Here is a 19,659-nt window from a genome sequence, read left to right as displayed (position 1 = left end):
TCAGATGTCGAACCAACCCAAGGTTGCGCGCTTGCGCATGCTGGCTTTCGCGGCCGCGTTCGCGCTGTGCGCGTTCGCCGCGCCTACGTTCACGCAGCCCGATCCGAATCAACGCACCGGCACGACCGTGGCCGATGCGCCGTCGCCGCATTACCGCTTCGACAGCTTCGTGGTGAGTTCGGCCGACGGCCGGCAGCGCTGGCGGGTCCGCCTCGGCATCCCGCGCCAGCGTGCGCCCACGCACGGCTTCGCCGCGCTGTACCTGCTCGACGGCAACGCCGCGCTGATGGAGTTCGACGCCGAACTGCTCGCACAACTGGCGCGCGGCCGGGCGCCGGTGCTGGCCTTCGTCGGCTACGACAACGACCTGCGCATCGACAGCGCCGCGCGCACCCGCGACTACACGCCAAGCGCGGTCGAAGACCCGGCCGGCGCCGGCCCGCGCGGCGGCGGCGCCGAGGCCTTCGCCCGCGTCCTGGTCGAACGCATCCAGCCGCAAGTGCGGCGGCGCGCGCGCATCGACCGCTCGCATGAGGCGCTGTGGGGCCATTCGCTCGGCGGACTGTTCGTGCTGGACCTGCTCTACACCCGCGGCGATGCGTTCGTGCAGTGGTTTTCCGCCAGCCCGTCGCTATGGTGGGACGGCGGGCGCGAGCTGGGCGAACCCGAGCAGCGCTTCCTGCGCGAACCGTTGCGGCGGCCCGCGCAGGTGACGATCCTGCAGGGCGGACGCGAACGCGAGGCGCGCGCGCCGGCCAAACCAGGCGACGAGGCGCGCGCCGCCGCGCAGCGCGCGCGCATCGCCGCAGTGCCGGCCGACGCCGCCCGGCAACTGGCTTCGCGATTGCAGGCCAAGCCCGGGGTGACGGCGTGTTATCGCGAGTTCGCCGAACTCGGCCACGGCCCGATGCTGCGCGCCTCGGTGCGCGCGGCGGCGCTGGCGTTGGCGGCCGATCCGGCGCAAGCCTGCGCGGCCGAAAGCGGCGAATCGGCCGCGCCGATGGAACGCTGAAGCGCGGCGCAGGCCGGCTTGTTGGTGCCCACGCGCAGGCATAAGCTCGCCGGACCCGCAGGCGGCCGCTCGCGCTTGCGCGGCTTCCGGCTCCCCCATTGGAATCCCCATGACCCGCCATTCGCTTTCCGTGCTCATCGCCGCCGTGCTGGCCAGCGCAGCGCTCGCGGCTTGTTCGCGCCCGCCGGCCGACGCCGCATCGGCCGCCGCGCCTGCTGCCCAGCCCGCCGCGGCCGAAACCGCCAAGCCGGCCGAACCCGCGCCCGCAGACCCGGCCCAGGCGCCGCAATTCTTCGCTTTCAGCATCGGCAAGCTCGCCGCCGCGGCGGTCAAGGACGGCGACATCGACGTCGCCAACGACGGCAAGACCTTCGGCGTCGGCCGTCCGCCCGCTGATGTGGCGGTCCTGCTCAGCGCCAACGGCCAGCCCACCGACGTCGTGCACCTGAGCATCCAGCCGCTGTTGGTGCGCAGCGGCGAGCGGGTGTTGCTGTTCGACACCGGCGCCGGCAACGCCTCCTTCGCCCGCGCCGGCCGCTTGCCGGCCGCGCTGACGGCCAGCGGCACGACCCCGGACCAGGTCACCGACATCTTCATTTCCCACGCCCATCCCGACCACATCGGCGGCCTGCTGACGCCGGCCGGCGCGCTGGCCTTCGCCAACGCCGCGATCCACCTGTCGGCGCCGGAGTGGGCTGCGCTGCAGGCCGACAAAGACAGCGCCAAGCTGGTCGCGGCGATCGCGCCGAAGGTGCAGGCCTTCGCGCCGAACGCCGAACTGGTGCCGGGCACGGTCAAGGCGGTGGCGATCGAAGGCCATACCCCGGGCCACAGCGCCTACGAGATTTCCTCCGGCGACGATCGCCTGCTGTATATCGGCGACGCAGCGCACAGTTCGATCGTTTCGGTGCAGCACCCGGAATGGACGATCCAGTTCGACCGCGACGCACCCAAGGCCGAGGCCAGCCGCCGCGCCCTGCTCAAGCGCGCCGCCGACGGAAAAGTGCATGTTTACGCGGTGCATTTCCCGTTTCCGGGGCTGGGCCGGGTCAAGGCCGAGGGCGACCATTTCGTCTGGGTGCCGGACGTCTGAACCGGGATCGCCGCCCGCAGTTCGGCTAGCGGGCCTGCGCAAATCGCTTCGCGGCGGCGATACTGGACGCCGCGCACCGTCGTCGGCCCCCGCGGGGCCGACGCGCCAGGAGAAAGCAGGATGACCCGAACACGGACCCAAGCACGCAGCCGATTCACCGCCGCGGCGATGCCCGCGGCATTCGCCGCCGCGTTGCTGGCCGCCGCAGTCTTGCCGCTCTCGTCGTGCGCGACGGCGGGCGCGCAAACTAGCGTGTCGACCCGGGATGAAACCATGAAAACAGGAGTGGGACCGATGCTGGAAGAAATCTATTCGTCTCGAAAGCCGGTGCGGTTCGAACAGCTCGACGTCAGCGAGATCGTGCTGCGGCATATTCCGCTGGGCACCGACAAGGCCGCGGTGGAAGCGCAGTTCAAGGCCGCGCCCGGCGCCAAGATCGTCGAGGACAGCGCCGCCGAGCTGGTGGTGCGCGACAACAAGGGCCAGGCCATGCTCGACCCGGACGCGCGTTCGGTGGTGATGACCTTCTCCTTCGACGCCGCCGGCAAGCTGGTCAAGGTCGCCGCCGTCCACCTCAAGAACCAGTAAGGGAACCGGCCGCACATGGACGAGAAAATCGAAGTCGGCTACCGCAACATCGGCTCGGTCGCGGGCAAGGACTATCACCACAAGTTCCTGCTCTACACCGACAAGAACGGCGAGCAGCACACCATCAGCGGTTGGACCGGCGAGGAAAAGCCCGGGCTGCCGTACGGGCGGATGCACGTGGAGAGCAATCTGCCCTACGACAGCACCAATCCGGACCATCCCGACAACCTCAACGCCAAGGGCCAGAAGCAGTATCGCGAGGAGATCGTCACCGGCCCGGACCTGTCCAAGACCTGGGACAAGATGGTCGCCGACGCGCAGAGCAAGAGCGATAAATACCCCTACGACCCGCAGGTGCAGAACTCCAACACCCTGGCCGACAGCGTGCTGCGCGACGCCAAGTTGAAGGAGCCGACCCAGGACGGCTTCTTCGGCCATTGGGCGCCGGCCTCGGGCCGCGCGCTGGACGAGTCGATCAAGCCCAGCGAGCCGGGCCTGGGCAATTCCGGCCGCACCTTCAGCGCCAGCGACGCCAAGCCCGATCCGCAGCGCGAAGGCCAGCTGCGCGCCGATCCGATGTTCCAGCAGGCGCTGACCGGCCTGGACAAGATCGGCCCGAACGCCGGCGTCTACGACAACCAGCAGGACAAGGAACGCGTCGCCGGTGCGTTGGCGCTGCAGGCGCGCAAGGCTGGGTTGCCGGAGATCCAGGAAGTCGTGCCGAGCCAGACCAACGGCAACGTGTTCGCGACCTGGAAGAACCCGGGCAACGAGGCCGACCTGCTGCGCGCCCACGTCGACCGCGGCGAAGCGGCGCAGCAGCCGCTGCAGGCGAATCTGGAAAAGCTGGAAACCGCTACCCGGCAGCAGAAAGAGCAGCAGGCGCGGGCGCCGGAACCGGCCCAGCAGCAGGCGCAGGGCGAACAGGAAGCGCCCAGCCGCGGTTCGCTGTCGCGTTGATCCGCAGCGCGGCGCCGTCGGCGCCGCGTTGCAGGCCCGCATCGCATCGGCGCCGCCGGCGCGGTGCGGGCCGCTACGCCAACGGCTGCGCGCGCGGCGCGGGCCGCGACAGCACATACGCGGCGCTGGCTGCGAACACCAGGCCGACGCCGAGCGCGAGCTTCCACGAGGGATGCGCGCCCCACCAGAACATCGCGAAGCCGGCGGCCATGCCGGCGCCGGCCAGCAGCTTGCCGCGGCGCGAGATCGCGCCCTGTTCGCGCCACAGCCGCAGCGTCGGGCCGTAACGCGGATGCGCGAGCAGGCGCTGTTCCAGCCGCGGCGAACTGCGCGCGAAGCAGGCGACGGCGAGGATCAGGAAGATCGTGGTCGGCATCACCGGCAGCAGCGCGCCGATCGCGCCGAGCGCGAGCATCAGCCAGCCCAGGGCGAACCACAGCCAGCGCATCAGCGCGGGCTCCGGTGGGCGACAGCGAGCACTGCCTCGGCGCGGCCGCCCACGCTCATGCGAACTCTTCCTCGACATGGCCACGCACGCGGCGGAACGCCGCTTCGGCGCCGGCGACCACGTCGGCTTCCTGCGCGGCGCTGAGCGCGGCGCCGTCGAGCGCGGCGGTGAAGCGGCGCCAATGCCGGGCCACGCCGTCGGGGTGCGCGGCCAGATGGCGCGCGCCGAAGCCGCGGTCCAGGCCGAGCCGCGCGGCCAGCTTGTACAGCACGCTGCCGCCGAGGTTGGAGCCTTCGGCCACGTACAGCCAACCCAGCGCTTGCGCCAGCGGCAGCGCCTGCGCGGCCGGCGCGCACGCCGACGGCAGCGTTTGGCCGAGGTCGTCGAGGTCGCGGGCGATCTGCGCCAGCCGCTGGCGCGCGGCCAGGCCGGGCAGCAGCGCGTCCAGCCCGGGATCGGCGTAGAGCGCGTCGACATCGCGGTGGAAGCGGTACTGCACGCGCAGGAAGCGGGCGAAGCGTTCGCGGCTGGCGAAAATATCGCCGGCCATGATGCGCTGGTCGAGCCGCTCGTGGGTGGCGCGGGTCGCGGCCTTGAGGCGCGCGCTGCGGGTGTCGGGGCCGGCCGCGGTGGCGGTCGGGGTGTCGCTGGGCGAGGGAGTGGGCTCGGGTGCGTTCATGCGCTCGGTCGGCGCGGCGGCGGGCGCCGCGCGGGGCAGGGTGTGATTATATGAAGGACGTCCGCCGTGCCGGCCTTCCCAACCCGCGCCGCGCGCGCCGGCCGATCGGGCAAACCCGCGTGGCACCAGCGTCCGCGCGGCCGGCGCGATCTGCGGCCGCTCTTCGCGACCGCCCGGCCACGCGCAAACCTCAAGCCAGGACCGACGCCATGAACACCAGCGAACCGCGCATGACCAATCTGTTCCTGCAACTGGGCCTGGACGCCGGCGAGGACGCGATCGGCGCCTTCATCCGCGATCACCAGTTGCCGGCCGGCGTGGCGCTGGCCGAGGCGCCGTATTGGAACGACGCCCAGCGCCAGTTGCTGAGCGAGCAGCTCTACGCCGACGCGGCCTGGGCCATCGTGGTCGATCAGCTCAACGAATCGCTGCACGAAGACGCGCTGGCGCGGGCCGGCCGCGCTTGAGCGCTGCGGCCGTGCGGCCGTATTCGGCAAAGCCGGCGTCACCGGCGGTCACACGAGCGCCATCGCCGTTACATCGATGCAACAGCGGCGCCCGCGCGGCGGCGGCGATAATGAACCGTTGCGCGCTGGGATTGCGAAGCGTGAGCGACGTCACCCGCGGTTGCGGACCGAGCTAACGGCGCAATGGACTTCCGGCCCGCTCGCCGATGCCGCAGCGCGTCATGCTGTCTTGCGCCGCGGCTATGATGGCCGGCGGCCGACGCGTTCGCCGCCGTGCGGGTCGTCGCGCAGCTCGTCGCGCAGGCGACCGGGCAAGCATTCGCACGGACAATCGAAGTGATCGGCACATTTTCGTCTGAGGGAACCGACCGGATGCGCAGTTGGGTAAAGGTGGTGGTGTGGGTGCTCGCAGCGCTCGTCGTGCTGGCCCTGGCGGCAGCGATATTCGGACGCGGCAAGGGCCGCAAGGACGGCGAAGCCGACGGCGCTGATGCGCCGGTCCCGGTCACCGTTGTCGCCGCAGGCTCCCAGGCCGTGCCGGTGTTCGTAAGCGCGCTGGGCACGGTCAACGCGCTCAACAAGGTGACGGTGGCGCCGCAGATCGGCGGCGAACTGCTCAGCATCGATTTCCGCGAAGGCCAGGAAGTGAAGCAGGGCGACCTGCTGGCGCGGATCGACCCGCGCACCGCGCAGGCCAGCTACGACCAGGCCTCCGCGTCCAAGCGCCAGAACCAGGCGCAGCTGGCGACCGCGCGCTCCAACTACCAGCGCTCCAACGCGCCGGAGTACCGCCAGTACGTGTCCAAGACCGACCTGGACACCCAGCGCAACCAGGTCGCCCAGCTCGAAAGCGCGGTCGCCGCCAACGATGCGGCGATGCGCTCGGCCCAGGTGCAACTGCAATACACCCGCGTCACCGCGCCGATTTCCGGCATCGCCGGCCTGCGCAGCGTCGATGTCGGCAACGTGCTCAACGCCGGCACCGCGCTGGTCACCCTGACCCAGGTGCATCCCATCCACGTGCTGTTCAATCTGCCCGAGCGCCAGTTGCAGGGCGTGCGCGAGGCGCAGCGCGCCGGGCCGGTGATGGTCGGCGCGCTGGACCGCAACGACGCCCATCCGCTCACCGCCGACGGCAAGCTCGACGTGGTCGACAACCAGATCAGCGCCGACAGCGGCACCTTCCGTGCCCGCGCCGTGTTCGACAACACCGACAACGCGCTGTGGCCGGGCCAGTTCGTCAACGTGCGCCTGCGCCTGCGCACGATCGAAAGCGGCGTGGTGGTGCCGGTGCAGGCGGTGATGCGCGGCACCGACAGCGAATACGTCTACGTCGTGCAGGCCGACAGCACGGTGGCGATACGTCCGGTCAAGACCGGCGTGGAAGCCGACGACAACCGGATCCTGATCGCCTCGGGCCTCAAGGCCGGCGAGCGGGTGGTGACCGAAGGCCAGTTCCGGCTCAAGCCCGGCAGCAAGGTCACCGCGCTCGCGCCGGAGCAGGCCGGCCGTCCGGCGCCCGCCGCGACCAAGCCGGGCGCTGCCAAGCCGGCCGTAACCAAGCCGGCCACGGATGCGAAGTCCGCCGCCGCTGCGCCCGCCGCTCAAACCGCCGCCGCCACGCCGGCGCCGGCCGCCGCGCGCTGAGCGCCGGCGCCTCCGCAAGGATCCGCACGTGGGCTTCTCGACGTTGTTCATCCGCCGCCCGGTGGCCACTGCGCTGCTGATGGCGGGCCTGTTGTTGCTAGGCATCCTCGGCTACCGCCAGTTGCCGGTGGCGGCGCTGCCGGAAATCGACGCGCCCAGCCTGGTGGTGACCACCCAGTACCCCGGCGCCAACGCCACCACCATGGCGGCGCTGGTGACCACGCCGCTGGAGCGCCAGTTCGGGCAGATCTCCGGACTGGAGCTGATGACCTCCGATTCGTCGGCCGGCCTGTCGACGATCACCCTGCAGTTCGCGATGGACCGCGACATCGACATCGCCGCCCAGGACGTGCAGGCGGCGATCCGCCAGGCCACCTTGCCGCAGTCGCTGCCGTACCAGCCGGTGTACAACCGGGTGAACCCGGCCGACGCGGCCATCCTGACCCTCAAGCTGACCTCCGACACGCGGCCGCTGCGCGAGGTCAACAACTACGCCGACTCGATCCTGGCCCAGCGCCTGGCCCAGGTGAAGGGCGTGGGCCTGGTGTCGATCGCCGGCAACGTGCGCCCGGCGGTGCGCATCCAGGTCAACCCGGCGCAGCTGTCGAACATGGGCATGACCCTGGAAGACCTGCGCGCCGCGCTGACCCGCGCCAACGTCAACGCGCCCAAGGGCTCGCTGAACGGCGCCACCCAGTCCTACAGCATCGGCACCAACGACCAGCTCGCCAACGCCGCCGAATACCGCCAGACCATCGTCAGCTACAAGAACGGCGCGCCGGTGCGGCTGTCGGACGTGGCCGAGGTCATCGACGGCATCGAGAACGACCAGCTCGCGGCCTGGGCCGACGGCAAGGCGGCGGTGCTGCTGGAAGTGCGGCGCCAGCCCGGCGCCAACATCGTCCAGACCGTGGCCGCCATCCGCAACCTGCTGCCGCAGCTGCGCAGCGTGCTGCCGGCCGACGTGCATCTGGACATCTTCTCCGACCGCACCGAAACCATCCGCGCCTCGGTGCACGAGGTGCAGTTCACCCTGCTGCTGACCATCGGCTTGGTGGTGGCGGTGATCTTCGTGTTCCTGCGCCGGCTGTGGGCGACGGTGATCCCGTCGGTGGCGGTGCCGCTGTCGCTGGCCGGCACCTTCGCGGTGATGGCCTTCGCCGGCATGTCGCTGGACAACCTGTCGCTGATGGCGCTGGTGGTGGCCACCGGCTTCGTGGTCGACGATGCGATCGTGATGATCGAGAACATCGTGCGCTACATCGAGCAGGGCAAGAGCGGCAAGGAAGCGGCCGAGATCGGCGCGCGCCAGATCGGCTTCACTGTGCTGTCGCTGACCGTGTCGCTGGTGGCGGTGTTCCTGCCGCTGCTGCTGATGCCCGGCGTCACCGGCCGCCTGTTCCACGAATTCGCCTGGGTGCTGAGCACGGCGGTGGTGCTGTCGATGCTGGTGTCGCTGACGCTGACGCCGATGATGTGCGCCTATCTGCTCAAGCCCGACGCGCTGCCGGAGAGCGAAGACGCGCACGAGCGCGGCGACGGCAAGCGCACGCTGTGGGCGCGCACGGTCGGCCTGTACGAACGCAGCCTGGACTGGGTGCTGGCGCGGCAGGCGCTGACCCTGGCGGTGGCCGCGGCGGCGGTGGCGCTGACCGTGGTGTTGTACATCGCCATTCCCAAGGGCCTGCTGCCCGAACAGGACACCGGCCTGATCACCGGCGTGGTCCAGGCCGACCAGAGCGTGGCGTTCCCGCAGATGCAGCAGCGCACCCTGGCAGTGGCCGAGGCGCTGCGCCACGATCCGGACGTGACCGGCGTGTCGGCCTTCATCGGCGCCGGCAGCATGAACCCGACCTTGAACCAGGGCCAGCTGTCGATCGTGCTCAAGCCGCGCGGCGATCGCGACGGCCTCGACGAGATCCTGCCGCGCCTGCAGAAAGCCGCCGCCGGCATTCCCGGCGTGGCGCTGTACCTCAAGCCGGTGCAGGACGTGACCCTCGACACCCGGGTGGCCGCTACCGAATACCAGTACTCGCTGTCCGGCGTGGATCCGGCCCAGGTCGCCGAGCAGGCCGAGCGCATGACCCAGGCGCTGCGCGAGCTGCCGGAACTGGTCGACGTCGACAACAATCTGTCCAGTCAAGGCCGCGCCCTGCAGCTGAGCGTCGACCGCGACAAGGCCAGCGTGCTCGGGGTGCCGATGCAGTCCATCGACGACACCCTTTACGACGCCTTCGGCCAGCGCCAGATCTCGACCATCTTCACCGAGATCAACCAATACCGCGTGGTGCTGGAAGTGGCGCCGCAGTTCCGCACCAAGGACGCGCTGCTGGAACAGCTGGCGGTGGCCTCGAACGGCTCCGGCGCGCTGACCGGCAGCAACGCCACCGCGTTCGGCCAGCTTGCCTCCAGCAACTCGGCCACCGCCACCGGCATCGGCAACCGCGACACCGGCATCCGGGTCGGCGCGGCGGGGATCATTCCGCTGTCGACCCTGGTCGAGGCCAAGGTCGTCAACACCCCGCTGGTGGTCAGCCATCAGCAGCAGCTGCCGGCGGCGACGATCCTGTTCAACGTCGCGCCCGGCTATTCGCTGTCGCAGGCGGTCGAAGCGATCGAGCGCGCCCGCGCGCAGCTCGACCTGCCGCTGCAGGTGCGCGGCCAGTTCGTCGGCAAGGCGGCCGAGTTCACCGGCAGCCAGACCGACGTGGTGTGGCTGCTGCTGGCCTCGCTGGTGGTGATCTACATCGTGCTGGGCGTGCTGTACGAGAGCTACATCCATCCGATCACGATCATCTCGACCCTGCCGCCGGCCGGCGTCGGCGCGCTGCTGGCGCTGATGGTGTGCGGGCTGAGCCTGTCGGTGGACGGCATCGTCGGCATCGTGCTGCTGATCGGCATCGTCAAGAAGAACGGCATCATGATGGTCGACTTCGCGATCGAGGCGCAGCGCGCCGGCGCCAGCGCGCACGAGGCGATCCGCCGCGCCTGCCTGCTGCGTTTCCGCCCGATCATGATGACCACCCTGGCCGCGCTGCTGGGCGCGCTGCCGCTGGCGCTGGGCACCGGCATCGGCTCGGAGCTGCGCCGGCCCCTGGGCCTGTCGATCGTCGGCGGCCTGCTGCTGTCGCAGTTGGTGACGCTGTACACCACGCCGGTGATCTACCTGTACATGGAGCGCTATCAGGAATGGCTGCGGCGCCGGCGCGAAGCGCGCGAGGCCCGCCGCGCGGTGGCGCCGGCATGAGCGCGGCCGGCGGGGGCGTGTCTGGCGAGGGCGTGTCTGGCGAGGGCGTAGGCGGCGAGGGCGCGGACGGCAACGCCGGAGAGCGCGAAGGCAGCGGCTGGAACCTGTTCGCGCCGGTCATCCGCCGCCCGATCGGCGCCTCGCTGATGGGGCTGGGCCTGATCCTGGCCGGGCTGTGGTCGTTCGTCATGCTCGGCGTGGCCGCGCTGCCGGCGCTGGATTTCCCGGCGGTGGTGGTGTTCGCGCAGATGCCCGGCGCCAACGCGCAGACGATGGCGGCGACGGTGATGACGCCGCTGGAGCGCCACCTGGGCCGCATCCCCGGGGTCAAGGACATCTCCGGCACCGCCAACGAGAACAGCGCCCAGGTGCAGATCCTGTTCGAGTTCGGCATCAACGCCGACTCGGCCGCGCGCGACGTGCAGGCGGCGATCAACGCCTCGATGTCCGACCTGCCCGCGGGCATGCCGTCGCCGCCGCAATACTTCAAGTTCGACACCTCGCAGCTGCCGGTGCTGCTGGTGACGATGACCTCCAGCACCTTGTCCGCCGATCAGCTGTTCGAAGTCGCCGACAACCTGGCCAAGCCGGTGATCGCGCGAGTGTCGGGCGTGGCGACGGTGCAGTTGTCCGGCGGCTCGCCGCGCGCGGTGCGGGTGGAACTCGACGACCGCGCCCTGGCCGCCAAGGGCCTGACCGCCAACGAAGTGCAGAACGCGCTGACCGCCGCCAACGTCACCTCGGCGCTGGGCGAAGTGCGCGACGGGCCGCAGCGCCTGCTGCTGACCACCACCGCCTCGCTGCACCGCGCCACCGATTTCGCCGGGCTGGTGATCGCCGTGCGCGACCGCGCGCCGGTGCGGCTGGCGGACGTGGCGCGGGTGTTCGACGGCCAGGAGGACGAGCACCAGAGCGCCTCGTTCAACGGCGAGCGCGCGGTGGTGCTGCAGATCAGCAAGCGCCCCGACGCCAACGCGGTGGCGACGGTGGAGGCGATCCGCGCGGCGCTGCCGGGCCTGAGCCGGATCGTTCCGGCCGACGTCGGCATCCATCCGATCTTCGACCTCACCGAAACCACCAAGTCGGCCCTGCACGAGGTCGAGTTCACCCTGATGCTGAGCGTGGTGATGGTGGCGATGGTGATGCTGCTGTTCCTGCGCCGGATCGGCCCGACCCTGATCGCCATGGCCAGCGTGCCGCTGTCGCTGGCCGGCGCGTTCATCGCCATGTACTTCATGGATTTCTCGCTCAACACCTTCTCGCTGATCGCGCTGGTGCTGGCGATCGGCTTCGTCGTCGATGACGCCATCGTGGTGATCGAGAACGTGGTGCGGCACATGGAGTTCGGGCAGAAGCCGCTGGAGGCGTCGCTCAACGGCACCCGCGAGATCGGCTTCACCGTGGTCTCGATCACCTTGTCGCTGGTGGCGGTGTTCGCGCCGATGGTGTTCGGCAACAACATGTTCGTGACCCTGGTGCGCGAGTTCGCGGTGACCTTGGTGGTGGCGATCGTGGTCAGCGCGGTGGTGTCGCTGACGGTGACGCCGGCGTTGTGCGGCAAATACCTGCGCCACGACCCGGCGCCGGCCGCCGACGCCCCCGGCTTCTTCGCCCGCCTGGAGCGCCGCCTGCACCGTTGGGACGACGCCGCGCTGGAGCTGTACCGGCGCATGCTGGTGTGGTCGATGCATCACCGCCGGCTGATGCGCTGGCAGCCGTTGAGCCTGATCGTGCTGACCGGCGCGCTGGCCGCGGCGGTGGCGATGACCGCCGGCGGCTCGGTCATGCCGGACGAAGACCTGGGCATGATGGACGTGAGCGTGCGCACCGACGCCAACGTCGCCCCCGAACTGTTCGCTCGGCGCGTGCGCGAAGTCGCGACCACCTTGCGCGCCGACCCGGCGGTGGCCAACGTCACCACCATCCTCGGCGGCGGCGACCTGGGCGCGGGCGAAAGCGGCACCGCCAGCCTGTTCGTCGACCTGCGCCCGCTGCGCGAGCGCAAGGCCACTACGGCCGAAGTGGTGGACCGGCTCAACAAGCAGTACAAGCCGCTGGCCGATGTCGAGGTGGTGCTGAACTCGGTGCAGTTCTTCGGCGGCGGCGAACGCGGCGGCGGCAGCGGCGGCAAGTACAAGCTGCAACTGACCAGCTCCAGCGGCAGCAGCCTGCAGGACGTGACCCTGCGCCTGGCCCAGCGCCTGCGCGCGCTGCCGCAGCTGCGCGACGTCGGCACCAGCTTCGACAGCGTCGGCAAGCAGCAGGCGATCACTGTCGACCGCGAAGCCGCCGCGCGCCTGGGCCTGTCGGTGGCCGACGTCGACGACGCGCTGTACAACGCCTTCGGCCAGCGCCCGGTGTCGCTGATCTATTCGGACATCAACCAGTACCGGGTGGTGCTGACCTCGGCGCGCGCGCGCAACTCGGGCCCGGAGCAACTGCTCGACACCTACCTGCGCACCGGCCAGGGCGAGATGGTGCCGCTGTCGGCCATCGCCACCATCGCCCCGGCGATCACGCCGACAAAGGTCTCGCACTACAACCAGCTCGAATCGGCGACGATCAGCTACAACCTCAAGCCCGGGGTGAGCCAGGTCGACGGCATCCGCGCGGTCGACCAACTGATCGGCCGCACGCCGCTGCCGCCGGGCGTGCAGAAGGAATATTCGGGCAGCAACCAGCAACTGATGGAAGCCGCCGGCGGCGCGGCGCTGATGCTGGTCAGCGTGATCGTGTTGATGTACGTGCTGCTGGGCATGCTCTACAACAGCCTGTTCCACCCGCTGGTGATCCTCTCGACCCTGCCGGCGGCCGGCATGGGCGCGTTCCTGGCGATGCTGGTGACCCAGACCCAGCTGACCTTGATGTCGGTGATCGCGGTGCTGATGCTGATCGGCATCGTCAAGAAGAACGCGATCATGATGGTCGACTTCGCCCTGGTCGCCGAGCGCGAGCGCGGCATGAACCCGGTCGAGGCGATCACCGAGGCGGCGCTGGTGCGCTTCCGTCCGATCGTGATGACCACGCTGGCGGCGATGGGCGCGGCGCTGCCGCTGGCGATCGGCTTCGGCGTGGGCTCGGAAATGCGCCAGCCGCTGGGCATCGCGATCCTCGGCGGGTTGCTGGTTTCGCAGTTGCTGACGTTGTTGAGCACGCCGGCGATCTACCTTTGGCTGCACGATCGCGCCGAACGCAAGGCGGCGAAGCGGGCGCGGCGCGAGAGCGGGGCGGCGCCGCAGGGACGGCGCTGGTTCGCGCGCCTGCGGCCGTGGCGGCGGGCCTGAGCTGCGAACGGCGGCAGGCAGGGGCCGGCCGCCGAAGTTGTCGGATCAGTCGTTTTCCAGGTGATTGCGCGAACGCAAGTCCTCGATGCTTTGCGGCGACAGCCACAGCAAGGTGTTGAGGTAGTCCTGCAGGCAATCGACCAAGGCCTGGCGCGGGCCTTGTCGCCAAGCGTCGGAGCCGTAGAACGCATCCTGCTGCGCGACCAGTTGCTCGCGGTCGGCGTAGGCGCGGATCAGGCAGTAGCTTTCGTGCTCGTGCTCGGAGCGGACGAAGGCGACCACGTCCATGCCGCTGGCGCGCACCATCGGCAGCGCGTCCGCCATCGCCGCGACGAAGCGTTCGCCGTGGCCGGGCTTGAGCTGGTAGGTGCGGACTTCGACGAGTCGGACGTTGTCGCGGTCGTTCGGCGGCATGATGGCGCTCGCAGTGGGATAGGGCGCGGCTCGCGCGTTCGCGCGGCGTGGCGCGAAGCACTATACGCCGGCGCTGTGCGATGGCGGATCGGGCGCCGCGGCCAAAGCACCGCGCAGGCGAGCGCCTGAGGCGCGCCGCGCGCAACCGCACCGAGACGTATATTCACGATGCCGCTCACAGTTCATCTGCGCCGCGCTGCGCGCATGGGAAGCTCGACACACTTCGCGCCGGCATGTTTCAGGCGCTGCGAATCGCCGGGTGTATGGTGCGTCCGCGGCAGTAGCGCCGCGCACCTGTCGAAGGAGAGATTCGATGCACCGCATCAAGCTGATCGCGTTGGGCGTCCTGCTGGCCGCATCCGCCAGCACCGGCGCCGCCACCCAATCGCAGGGTTGCTTCTGCTCGACGATCTACTACAACGACGCCGGCGACACGGTCGGCGTGCGCCAGCCGGCCAGCTGCGGCGACACCGGTTATGGCACGGTGACCAAGAAGTACAAGGTGGTCGCCGGCTGCGTCATCTAAGCCGCGCATTCGTTCGCCACCGACGCGGCCGCCCGGGCGATCCGGGCGGCCGCGTCGTTTTCGTCCACGCTCGCGGCGTTATTGGTACAGCGCCACCGATTGCCGGCCGGCCAGCACCCGCCGCCCGGATTCGTCCCAGATTTCCATGTCCTGCAACGAATAACCGTGCGCGGCCTGCTGGCCGAAAGAGCGCAGCAGGAACCAGCCGCGGCCGGCCGGCGGGTCGAACAAGTCCAGGCTCCAGGTAATCGAGCTGACCGGCGCCATTTCGGTGAAGCTCGCCAGCGCCGCCGGCGGCAGCGCGTCGGCCAGCGCGACCAGGGCCACGGCCGGCGCTACGCCTTCGTCGTCCAGATGCCGCACCCAGGCGATGAACTCCGGGTTCGCCGCGCCCGACACCGGCGCCGATCCGCCGGCCAGGCGCACGTCGAAGTTGCCGAGAAAGCGCGGCGCCAGTTCGTGCATCGGCAGGCGCGGGCATTTGCCGGCCGGCCGCACTTGCGGGCGCTGGGAAAAATCGTGGGCGATGCGGCTGGCGCGCGCGGCGGCGAACACGAACAGCGCGCGCAGCGCGGGGTCGCCGTCGCTGTCGGCGTCGACATCGATCGACAGCGAGGATTTGCCCTGGCGCAGCAGGCGCGGCCGGAAGCGCAGCGCGCCGGAGGCCGGGCCGACGAAGGCGACTTGCGCTGCGCGCAGCGGCGGCAGGCCCGCAGGCGCGCTGCCGATCGCGGCCTGCAGCGCCAGCGCCGCGGTCAGGCCGCCGTAGACCGTGCGCCCCTGGAACCAGTGCGGCGGCGGCAGGATCCCGGCAGCGGGGTCGAACTCTTCGATCAAGCGGGCGAACGAGGACATCGCGAAGCTCCAGGGAGGGTCGGCATCGGCATCGGTAACGGGGCGGCATCGGCGACGCGCAGGCGCGACGCCGCGCATCGCCGCAACGGCGAGGATATCGCCAACCGCGCGAGGCGGGCAGTGTGGTGCGATGCCGCATCGCGCACGTGGCCTCGCGCCGGCGTACGGCGGCAGCGAAGCGAACTGCGGCTGCGCATAGCCGGACAATCCCGCGCAACGCGCGCCCCGTAAGGCTGCGGCTCGCCTTCGCGCACGCCGCCGCGCAAAGCCGTCTGCGTGCGCAGGTTACGTGGATTTGACAGTTGATCGAGCCACTGCCTAGAGTGCGGCGGTGGTCGTTCCGGCGTTGCGTCGCCGATCTAGATTCGCTGCGGCGGACGACCATGCAGTACAAGCCAAAGCAGTAGAAATCGGTGCCCGGGTGCGGCGGGATTTCGAAACAGGGAACGGCCGTTTGCTGGGCGACATCCAGTAGTCAGGGAGGATTCTCAATGCAAGACAACGATCTGATCAAAGGCTGGCTCACCGGTACCGGCAACGTCGCCGGTTTCGACAATCCGGCCGGCCCGCTGTTCCTGGAAGGCGAGAACGCGGTCGAAGACGCGATGAGGGCGCCCATCACCCACTCCACGTCGGTATCGACCTGTCCTAGCGGCCGTTGCATCTGCTGCATGTAATGCCGCCTCGCGGCGGGCGGCGCGGCCCGCTCGGGCCCATCGCCGCCCGCCGCAATCCCCGATGAAACCGCCTGCGCAGCCGCCAGCGCCTGCGTAGCTTTGCCGCGCCGCTCTTGCGGCCGCCGCATCTTTCTCTCAATCGCACCCAGCCCGTACCGAGGTCGCACACGATGGCCGCAAGCCGCATGGACGAGGGCTTCGGCCCGATCATCGATCGCTTCACCGCCGGCGCCGACGCGGCTTTCGCCGCGCGCCTGGCCGCCGCGGCCCAGGACTGGGACGCCGAAGAATCCGCCTTGATCCGCGCCACCGCCGCGCAGGCGCTGTACGCCAATGCGCGGCTCAAGCTCAATCGCGTGCTGGTGCTGGAACTGCACGCCGCCCGCCACAGCGGCGAACTCGGCGAAGGCGACGATGCGCAGCGTTTCGCCCGCTTCGTCGAGGCCGCGCAGAGCCCTGAATTCGCCGCCCACTTGCAGCGCCGCTATCCGCCGCTGCTGCCGCGGTTGCAGCGCGCGCTGGACCAGCAGAGCGCGGCCATCCAGACCCTGGTCGCGCGCATCGCCGCCGACCGCGCGCAGCTCTCGCAGTGGACAGGCCGCCCGCTCGGCCGCTTGCTCAGCATCGGCCTGGGCGAGGGCGACCTGCACGATGGCGGCCAGACCGTCGCCCGGGTCGGGTTCGCGGGCGGCAAGCTGATGTACAAGCCGCGCTCGCTGCGCATCGACGCGGCGCTGGACGGCTTCCTCGCCCAGGTGTTCGGTGCGGACGAACGCATCCGCGTGCCGCAGGTGCTCGACCGCGGCGATTACGGCTGGGCCGCGTTCGTCGAACACCGCTATTGCGACGGCGACGAGCAACTGCGCGAGTTCTATCGCCGCCTCGGCCATTGGCTGGCGGTGCTGCGCCTGCTCGGCGGCACCGACATCCATCTGGAAAACCTGGTCGCGGCCGGGCCGGTGCCGTATGTGGTCGATGTCGAAAGCCTGTTCGCGCCGCAGCGTCCGGCCGCGCCCTCGCGCTACGGCCCGGCTTACGACCTGGCCCAGGAACTGATCCAGAACTCGGTGCTGCGCACCGGCATCGTGCCGTTCCGTTCGCCGGTGCTGGGCTTCGGCCGCGCCGATCTGTCCGCGGCCGGCTCGCTGCCGGGCGAGCAGCCGCAGCTGCAGGTGCCGGTGATCGTCGACGACGGCACCACCCAGGCCCGGGTCGAGATGGTCGAGGCCGAACTGTCGGCCTCGCAGAACCATCCCAGCCCCAAGCCCGAGGTCTCGCGCTATTGGGACCAGATCAGCGACGGCTTCCTCGACGCCTCGCGCCACCTGCGCGCGCTCGACGCCGACGGCGCGCTGGCGCCGCTGCTGGCCGCGTTCGAAGGCTGCCGCGCGCGCGATGTGCGCCGCACCACCCAGGCCTATGTCGAGGTCGGCCGCATGCTCTGGCATCCGGCCTCGCTGCACGAAGAAGACAAGGCGATCGAGCGTGCGCACGCGCTGTTCGCGCGCAGCCCGTCGGCGCAGGCGCCGTCGCCCGAGCAGATCGCGGTCGAGATCGACGACCTGCGCTACGGCGATATTCCGGCCTTCGTCGAACCGCTCAGCGCGCAGCGCATCCAGGCCACGGTCGAAGAGTGGCGCGGCATGCGCATCGAGCTGGAGGAAATGATCGTGCGCAGCTCGCTGGTGGTCACCCAGCTCAACAACGAAACCGACGGGCCGAGCGAGCGCGACAGCCGTTCGCACTACGCCCGCCAGCCGCATCGCGAACGCCTCGACCAGCGCCGGCGCGCGCTCGCCGCCGACACCGTGCAGCGCCTGCTGCGGCTGTCGGTGCGCGCGGACGACGGCTCGACCACCTGGATTTCGCCGGAGAGTTTCGGCGGCGACGGCTGGCATGTGCAGCCGCTCGGCGCCGACGCTTACTTCGGCCTCGGCGGCGTGGCGGTGGCGCTGGCCGGTTATCGCCACGAGACCGAGCACGGCCGCGCGGACCCGGTCGACGGCGTCGACGACGCGCTGGAAGGCGCGCTGCTGGCGATGCGGCGGCAGACCCAGGTCGAAGCCTCGGCGGTGGTCGGCGGTTTCAACGGCGACGGCAGCCGGATCTGGGCCTGGCTGGTCCTGCACGATCTGCTCGGCCGGCCGCAATTGCTCGACGACGCGCGCGCCTGCGCGCAGCAGCTCGAACGCGTGGGCTTCGCCGAAGAACCCTTCCTCGACATCACCGGCGGCAGCGCCGGCGCGATCGTGCCGCTGCTGGAACTGGCCCGCGCCGACGCCGATCCGCGCTGGCTGGCGCTGGCCGCGGACGCGGCGCGGCGGCTGGAAGCGACCGCGCACCGCGACGAACGCGGCGCGTACTGGCTGTCGCCGGCGTTTCCCGACCCGATCGGCGGCTTCGGCCACGGCGGCTTCGGCATGGGCTGGGCGCTGGCGCGGCTGGCGCGCAGCCAGGCCGGCAGCGAGGACGACCGCAAGCGCTGGCGCGAACTGGCCGCGGCCGCGTTCGCGTTCCAGGATTCGCTGTTCGATCCGGCCAGCGGCAACTGGCACGACGTGCGCATGGTCGACAGCGTCAATTTCCCGACCTGGTGCAACGGCGGCGTCGGCATCGGCCTGGCCGCGGCCGACCTGTACGCGCGCGACGGCGACGCCGGCGCCTTGCGCGACCTGCGCCGCGCGGTGGCGTTGACGCGCGGGCAGTGGGGCCTCACCCACACCTTGTGCCACGGCGATTTCTCGCAATGGGAATTGCTGGTGCGCGCGGCCGCGCTGGATCCGCAGGGCTGCGCCGGCGAGCGCGAGGCGGCCACGATGGAGGTGGTGTCGGGGATCGAGGAGCACGGCATCGTCGGCGGCGTCACCCGCAAGGCGTTCACGCCGGGGCTGATGACCGGCCTGGCCGGCGCGGTGCACGGGCTGATCCGCATGCATCCGCAGTGCGATCTGGCTTCGCCGCTGTTGCTCGAGTGCCGGCGCCAGCCGGCGCTGCGCGCGCGGATGCAGGACGATGCGCAGGCGCTGGCCTTGACCTAGGCCGGCGCCCGTTGCGGCGCCGACTGGCAAACCCAAGCCTCAGACGCAGCGACGGCGGCTCGCCTCGCTGCGCTCGCGGCCGTGGCCGCGAAGCGCTACGACGATTCGAAACTCGGACCAAAACGGCGCCGCGCGCAACGCGGCCGGCCGCGCGTGCGCGTGCGTATAGCACGCGACAGTAGATATGAGGCGCTTCGGCGCGACCCGCACGCATCCGCGCGCGACGGAAAGGAACTGCGTCGCAGATCCGCGAGCCCGCAGTAAAACCGAAAACAAATTTCCACATCGATAAACGAACGCCACGCGGTATCGCGATGCGCTGCGCGGATCGGGCTGCGAGTGACAAACGTCAGTTGACGAAAATATCGCCAATCGATTCCGGCGACAGGTTATCGACAGCGCGCCGCGCGCGCTCGTTCATTTGATTCATTACTGCACGATGAAGCGGTTGGTTGACGTCGTCGCGAAACACTTTCGCAACATGACAAACATCATTCGATGTTTTTCTGCGCGCAGACAGGCTTCGCGCGAATGGCGGTTTTCCCCGAGGAAAAGCCGGTTTTTTCGCCGGCATCGATGTGCGCTTATTGTCGTTTCGCAATTCATGCGACGAGCGCGAGCGAGCATTCGTTCGAAGATCCAAAAGAACTTCATTCACTCCTTGACCGAAATCACACGAGCAAATCGGATGGAACAACCAAACCAGAGAGACATCACACAACAG

Annotated in this window: 16 protein-coding genes; 11 read left to right on the top strand and 5 right to left on the bottom strand. The window is 70.2% G+C overall.

What is annotated here, in order from left to right:
• Window positions 1-4: 4 nt before the first annotated feature.
• The 4 genes from BLU84_RS14585 to BLU84_RS14570 all read left to right on the top strand — a co-directional run bounded on the left by BLU84_RS14585 (window position 5) and on the right by BLU84_RS14570 (window position 3,653).
• Window positions 5-1,012, top strand: a complete 1,008-nt coding sequence (locus BLU84_RS14585) for an alpha/beta hydrolase (protein WP_074868483.1) — start codon at window positions 5-7, stop codon at window positions 1,010-1,012.
• A gap of 109 nt (window positions 1,013-1,121) precedes the next feature.
• Window positions 1,122-2,105, top strand: a complete 984-nt coding sequence (locus tag BLU84_RS14580; RefSeq protein ID WP_074868480.1) for an MBL fold metallo-hydrolase — start codon at window positions 1,122-1,124, stop codon at window positions 2,103-2,105.
• 294 nt (window positions 2,106-2,399) lie between these two features.
• Window positions 2,400-2,693, top strand: a complete 294-nt coding sequence (locus BLU84_RS14575; protein WP_074868477.1) for a DUF6393 family protein — start codon at window positions 2,400-2,402, stop codon at window positions 2,691-2,693.
• Between the two features lie 15 nt (window positions 2,694-2,708).
• A complete protein-coding gene (locus BLU84_RS14570; protein ID WP_074868474.1) occupies window positions 2,709-3,653 on the top strand; it encodes an XVIPCD domain-containing protein in 945 nt (314 codons plus the stop codon).
• 73 nt (window positions 3,654-3,726) lie between these two features.
• On the opposite strand, the gene BLU84_RS14565 is transcribed toward BLU84_RS14570, so the two are convergent.
• Together BLU84_RS14565 and BLU84_RS14560 are read right to left on the bottom strand one after the other, a co-directional pair.
• Window positions 3,727-4,101, bottom strand: coding sequence for a YbaN family protein (locus tag BLU84_RS14565; RefSeq protein WP_074868471.1), 375 nt, complete (start codon window positions 4,099-4,101; stop codon window positions 3,727-3,729).
• Between the two features lie 55 nt (window positions 4,102-4,156).
• Complete coding sequence (locus BLU84_RS14560) at window positions 4,157-4,780, bottom strand: biliverdin-producing heme oxygenase (protein WP_074868467.1); 624 nt, start codon at window positions 4,778-4,780, stop codon at window positions 4,157-4,159.
• Between the two features lie 209 nt (window positions 4,781-4,989).
• Between BLU84_RS14560 and BLU84_RS14555 the strand changes: the two genes are divergently transcribed.
• The 4 genes from BLU84_RS14555 (at window position 4,990) to BLU84_RS14540 (ending at window position 13,425) form a co-directional block, all read left to right on the top strand.
• Window positions 4,990-5,247, top strand: coding sequence for a DUF2789 domain-containing protein (locus tag BLU84_RS14555; RefSeq protein WP_074868463.1), 258 nt, complete (start codon window positions 4,990-4,992; stop codon window positions 5,245-5,247).
• Window positions 5,248-5,619: 372 nt separating this feature from the next.
• Entirely contained in the window at window positions 5,620-6,894 is a 1,275-nt protein-coding gene (locus tag BLU84_RS14550) for an efflux RND transporter periplasmic adaptor subunit (protein WP_083382599.1), read from the top strand.
• Window positions 6,895-6,922: 28 nt separating this feature from the next.
• Window positions 6,923-10,141 carry an efflux RND transporter permease subunit gene (locus BLU84_RS14545; RefSeq protein ID WP_074868991.1) on the top strand — a complete coding sequence of 1,073 codons (3,219 nt, stop codon included), beginning with the start codon at window positions 6,923-6,925 and terminating at the stop codon, window positions 10,139-10,141.
• Entirely contained in the window at window positions 10,138-13,425 is a 3,288-nt protein-coding gene (locus tag BLU84_RS14540; protein ID WP_083382659.1) for an efflux RND transporter permease subunit, read from the top strand. The genes BLU84_RS14545 and BLU84_RS14540 overlap by 4 nt, the downstream gene beginning before the upstream one ends.
• A 45-nt stretch (window positions 13,426-13,470) precedes the next feature.
• On the opposite strand, the gene BLU84_RS14535 is transcribed toward BLU84_RS14540, so the two are convergent.
• Window positions 13,471-13,839, bottom strand: a complete 369-nt coding sequence (locus BLU84_RS14535) for an antibiotic biosynthesis monooxygenase (protein ID WP_074868455.1) — start codon at window positions 13,837-13,839, stop codon at window positions 13,471-13,473.
• Window positions 13,840-14,152: 313 nt separating this feature from the next.
• On the opposite strand from BLU84_RS14535, the gene BLU84_RS14530 reads away from it, so the two are divergent.
• Entirely contained in the window at window positions 14,153-14,365 is a 213-nt protein-coding gene (locus BLU84_RS14530) for a DUF6289 family protein (protein WP_074868451.1), read from the top strand.
• A 78-nt stretch (window positions 14,366-14,443) separates the two neighbouring features.
• On the opposite strand, the gene BLU84_RS14525 is transcribed toward BLU84_RS14530, so the two are convergent.
• Window positions 14,444-15,220, bottom strand: coding sequence for a thioesterase family protein (locus tag BLU84_RS14525; protein ID WP_074868449.1), 777 nt, complete (start codon window positions 15,218-15,220; stop codon window positions 14,444-14,446).
• A gap of 491 nt (window positions 15,221-15,711) precedes the next feature.
• Between BLU84_RS14525 and BLU84_RS14520 the strand changes: the two genes are divergently transcribed.
• Window positions 15,712-15,897, top strand: a complete 186-nt coding sequence (locus BLU84_RS14520; RefSeq protein WP_074868447.1) for a DUF6229 family protein — start codon at window positions 15,712-15,714, stop codon at window positions 15,895-15,897.
• Between the two features lie 170 nt (window positions 15,898-16,067).
• Window positions 16,068-18,935 carry a type 2 lanthipeptide synthetase LanM family protein gene (locus BLU84_RS14515; protein ID WP_074868444.1) on the top strand — a complete coding sequence of 956 codons (2,868 nt, stop codon included), beginning with the start codon at window positions 16,068-16,070 and terminating at the stop codon, window positions 18,933-18,935.
• A gap of 349 nt (window positions 18,936-19,284) precedes the next feature.
• On the opposite strand, the gene BLU84_RS26570 is transcribed toward BLU84_RS14515, so the two are convergent.
• Window positions 19,285-19,593: a hypothetical protein gene (locus BLU84_RS26570; RefSeq protein ID WP_139175010.1), complete on the bottom strand. Its 309-nt coding sequence runs from the start codon at window positions 19,591-19,593 to the stop codon at window positions 19,285-19,287.
• Between the last annotated feature and the right edge of the window lie 66 nt (window positions 19,594-19,659).

The organism is Lysobacter enzymogenes (assembly GCF_900106525.1).
GTDB lineage: Bacteria > Pseudomonadota > Gammaproteobacteria > Xanthomonadales > Xanthomonadaceae > Lysobacter > Lysobacter enzymogenes.
Note: the sequence above shows the minus strand (reverse complement) of the source record. Positions and strands in the feature narration are given on the sequence as shown.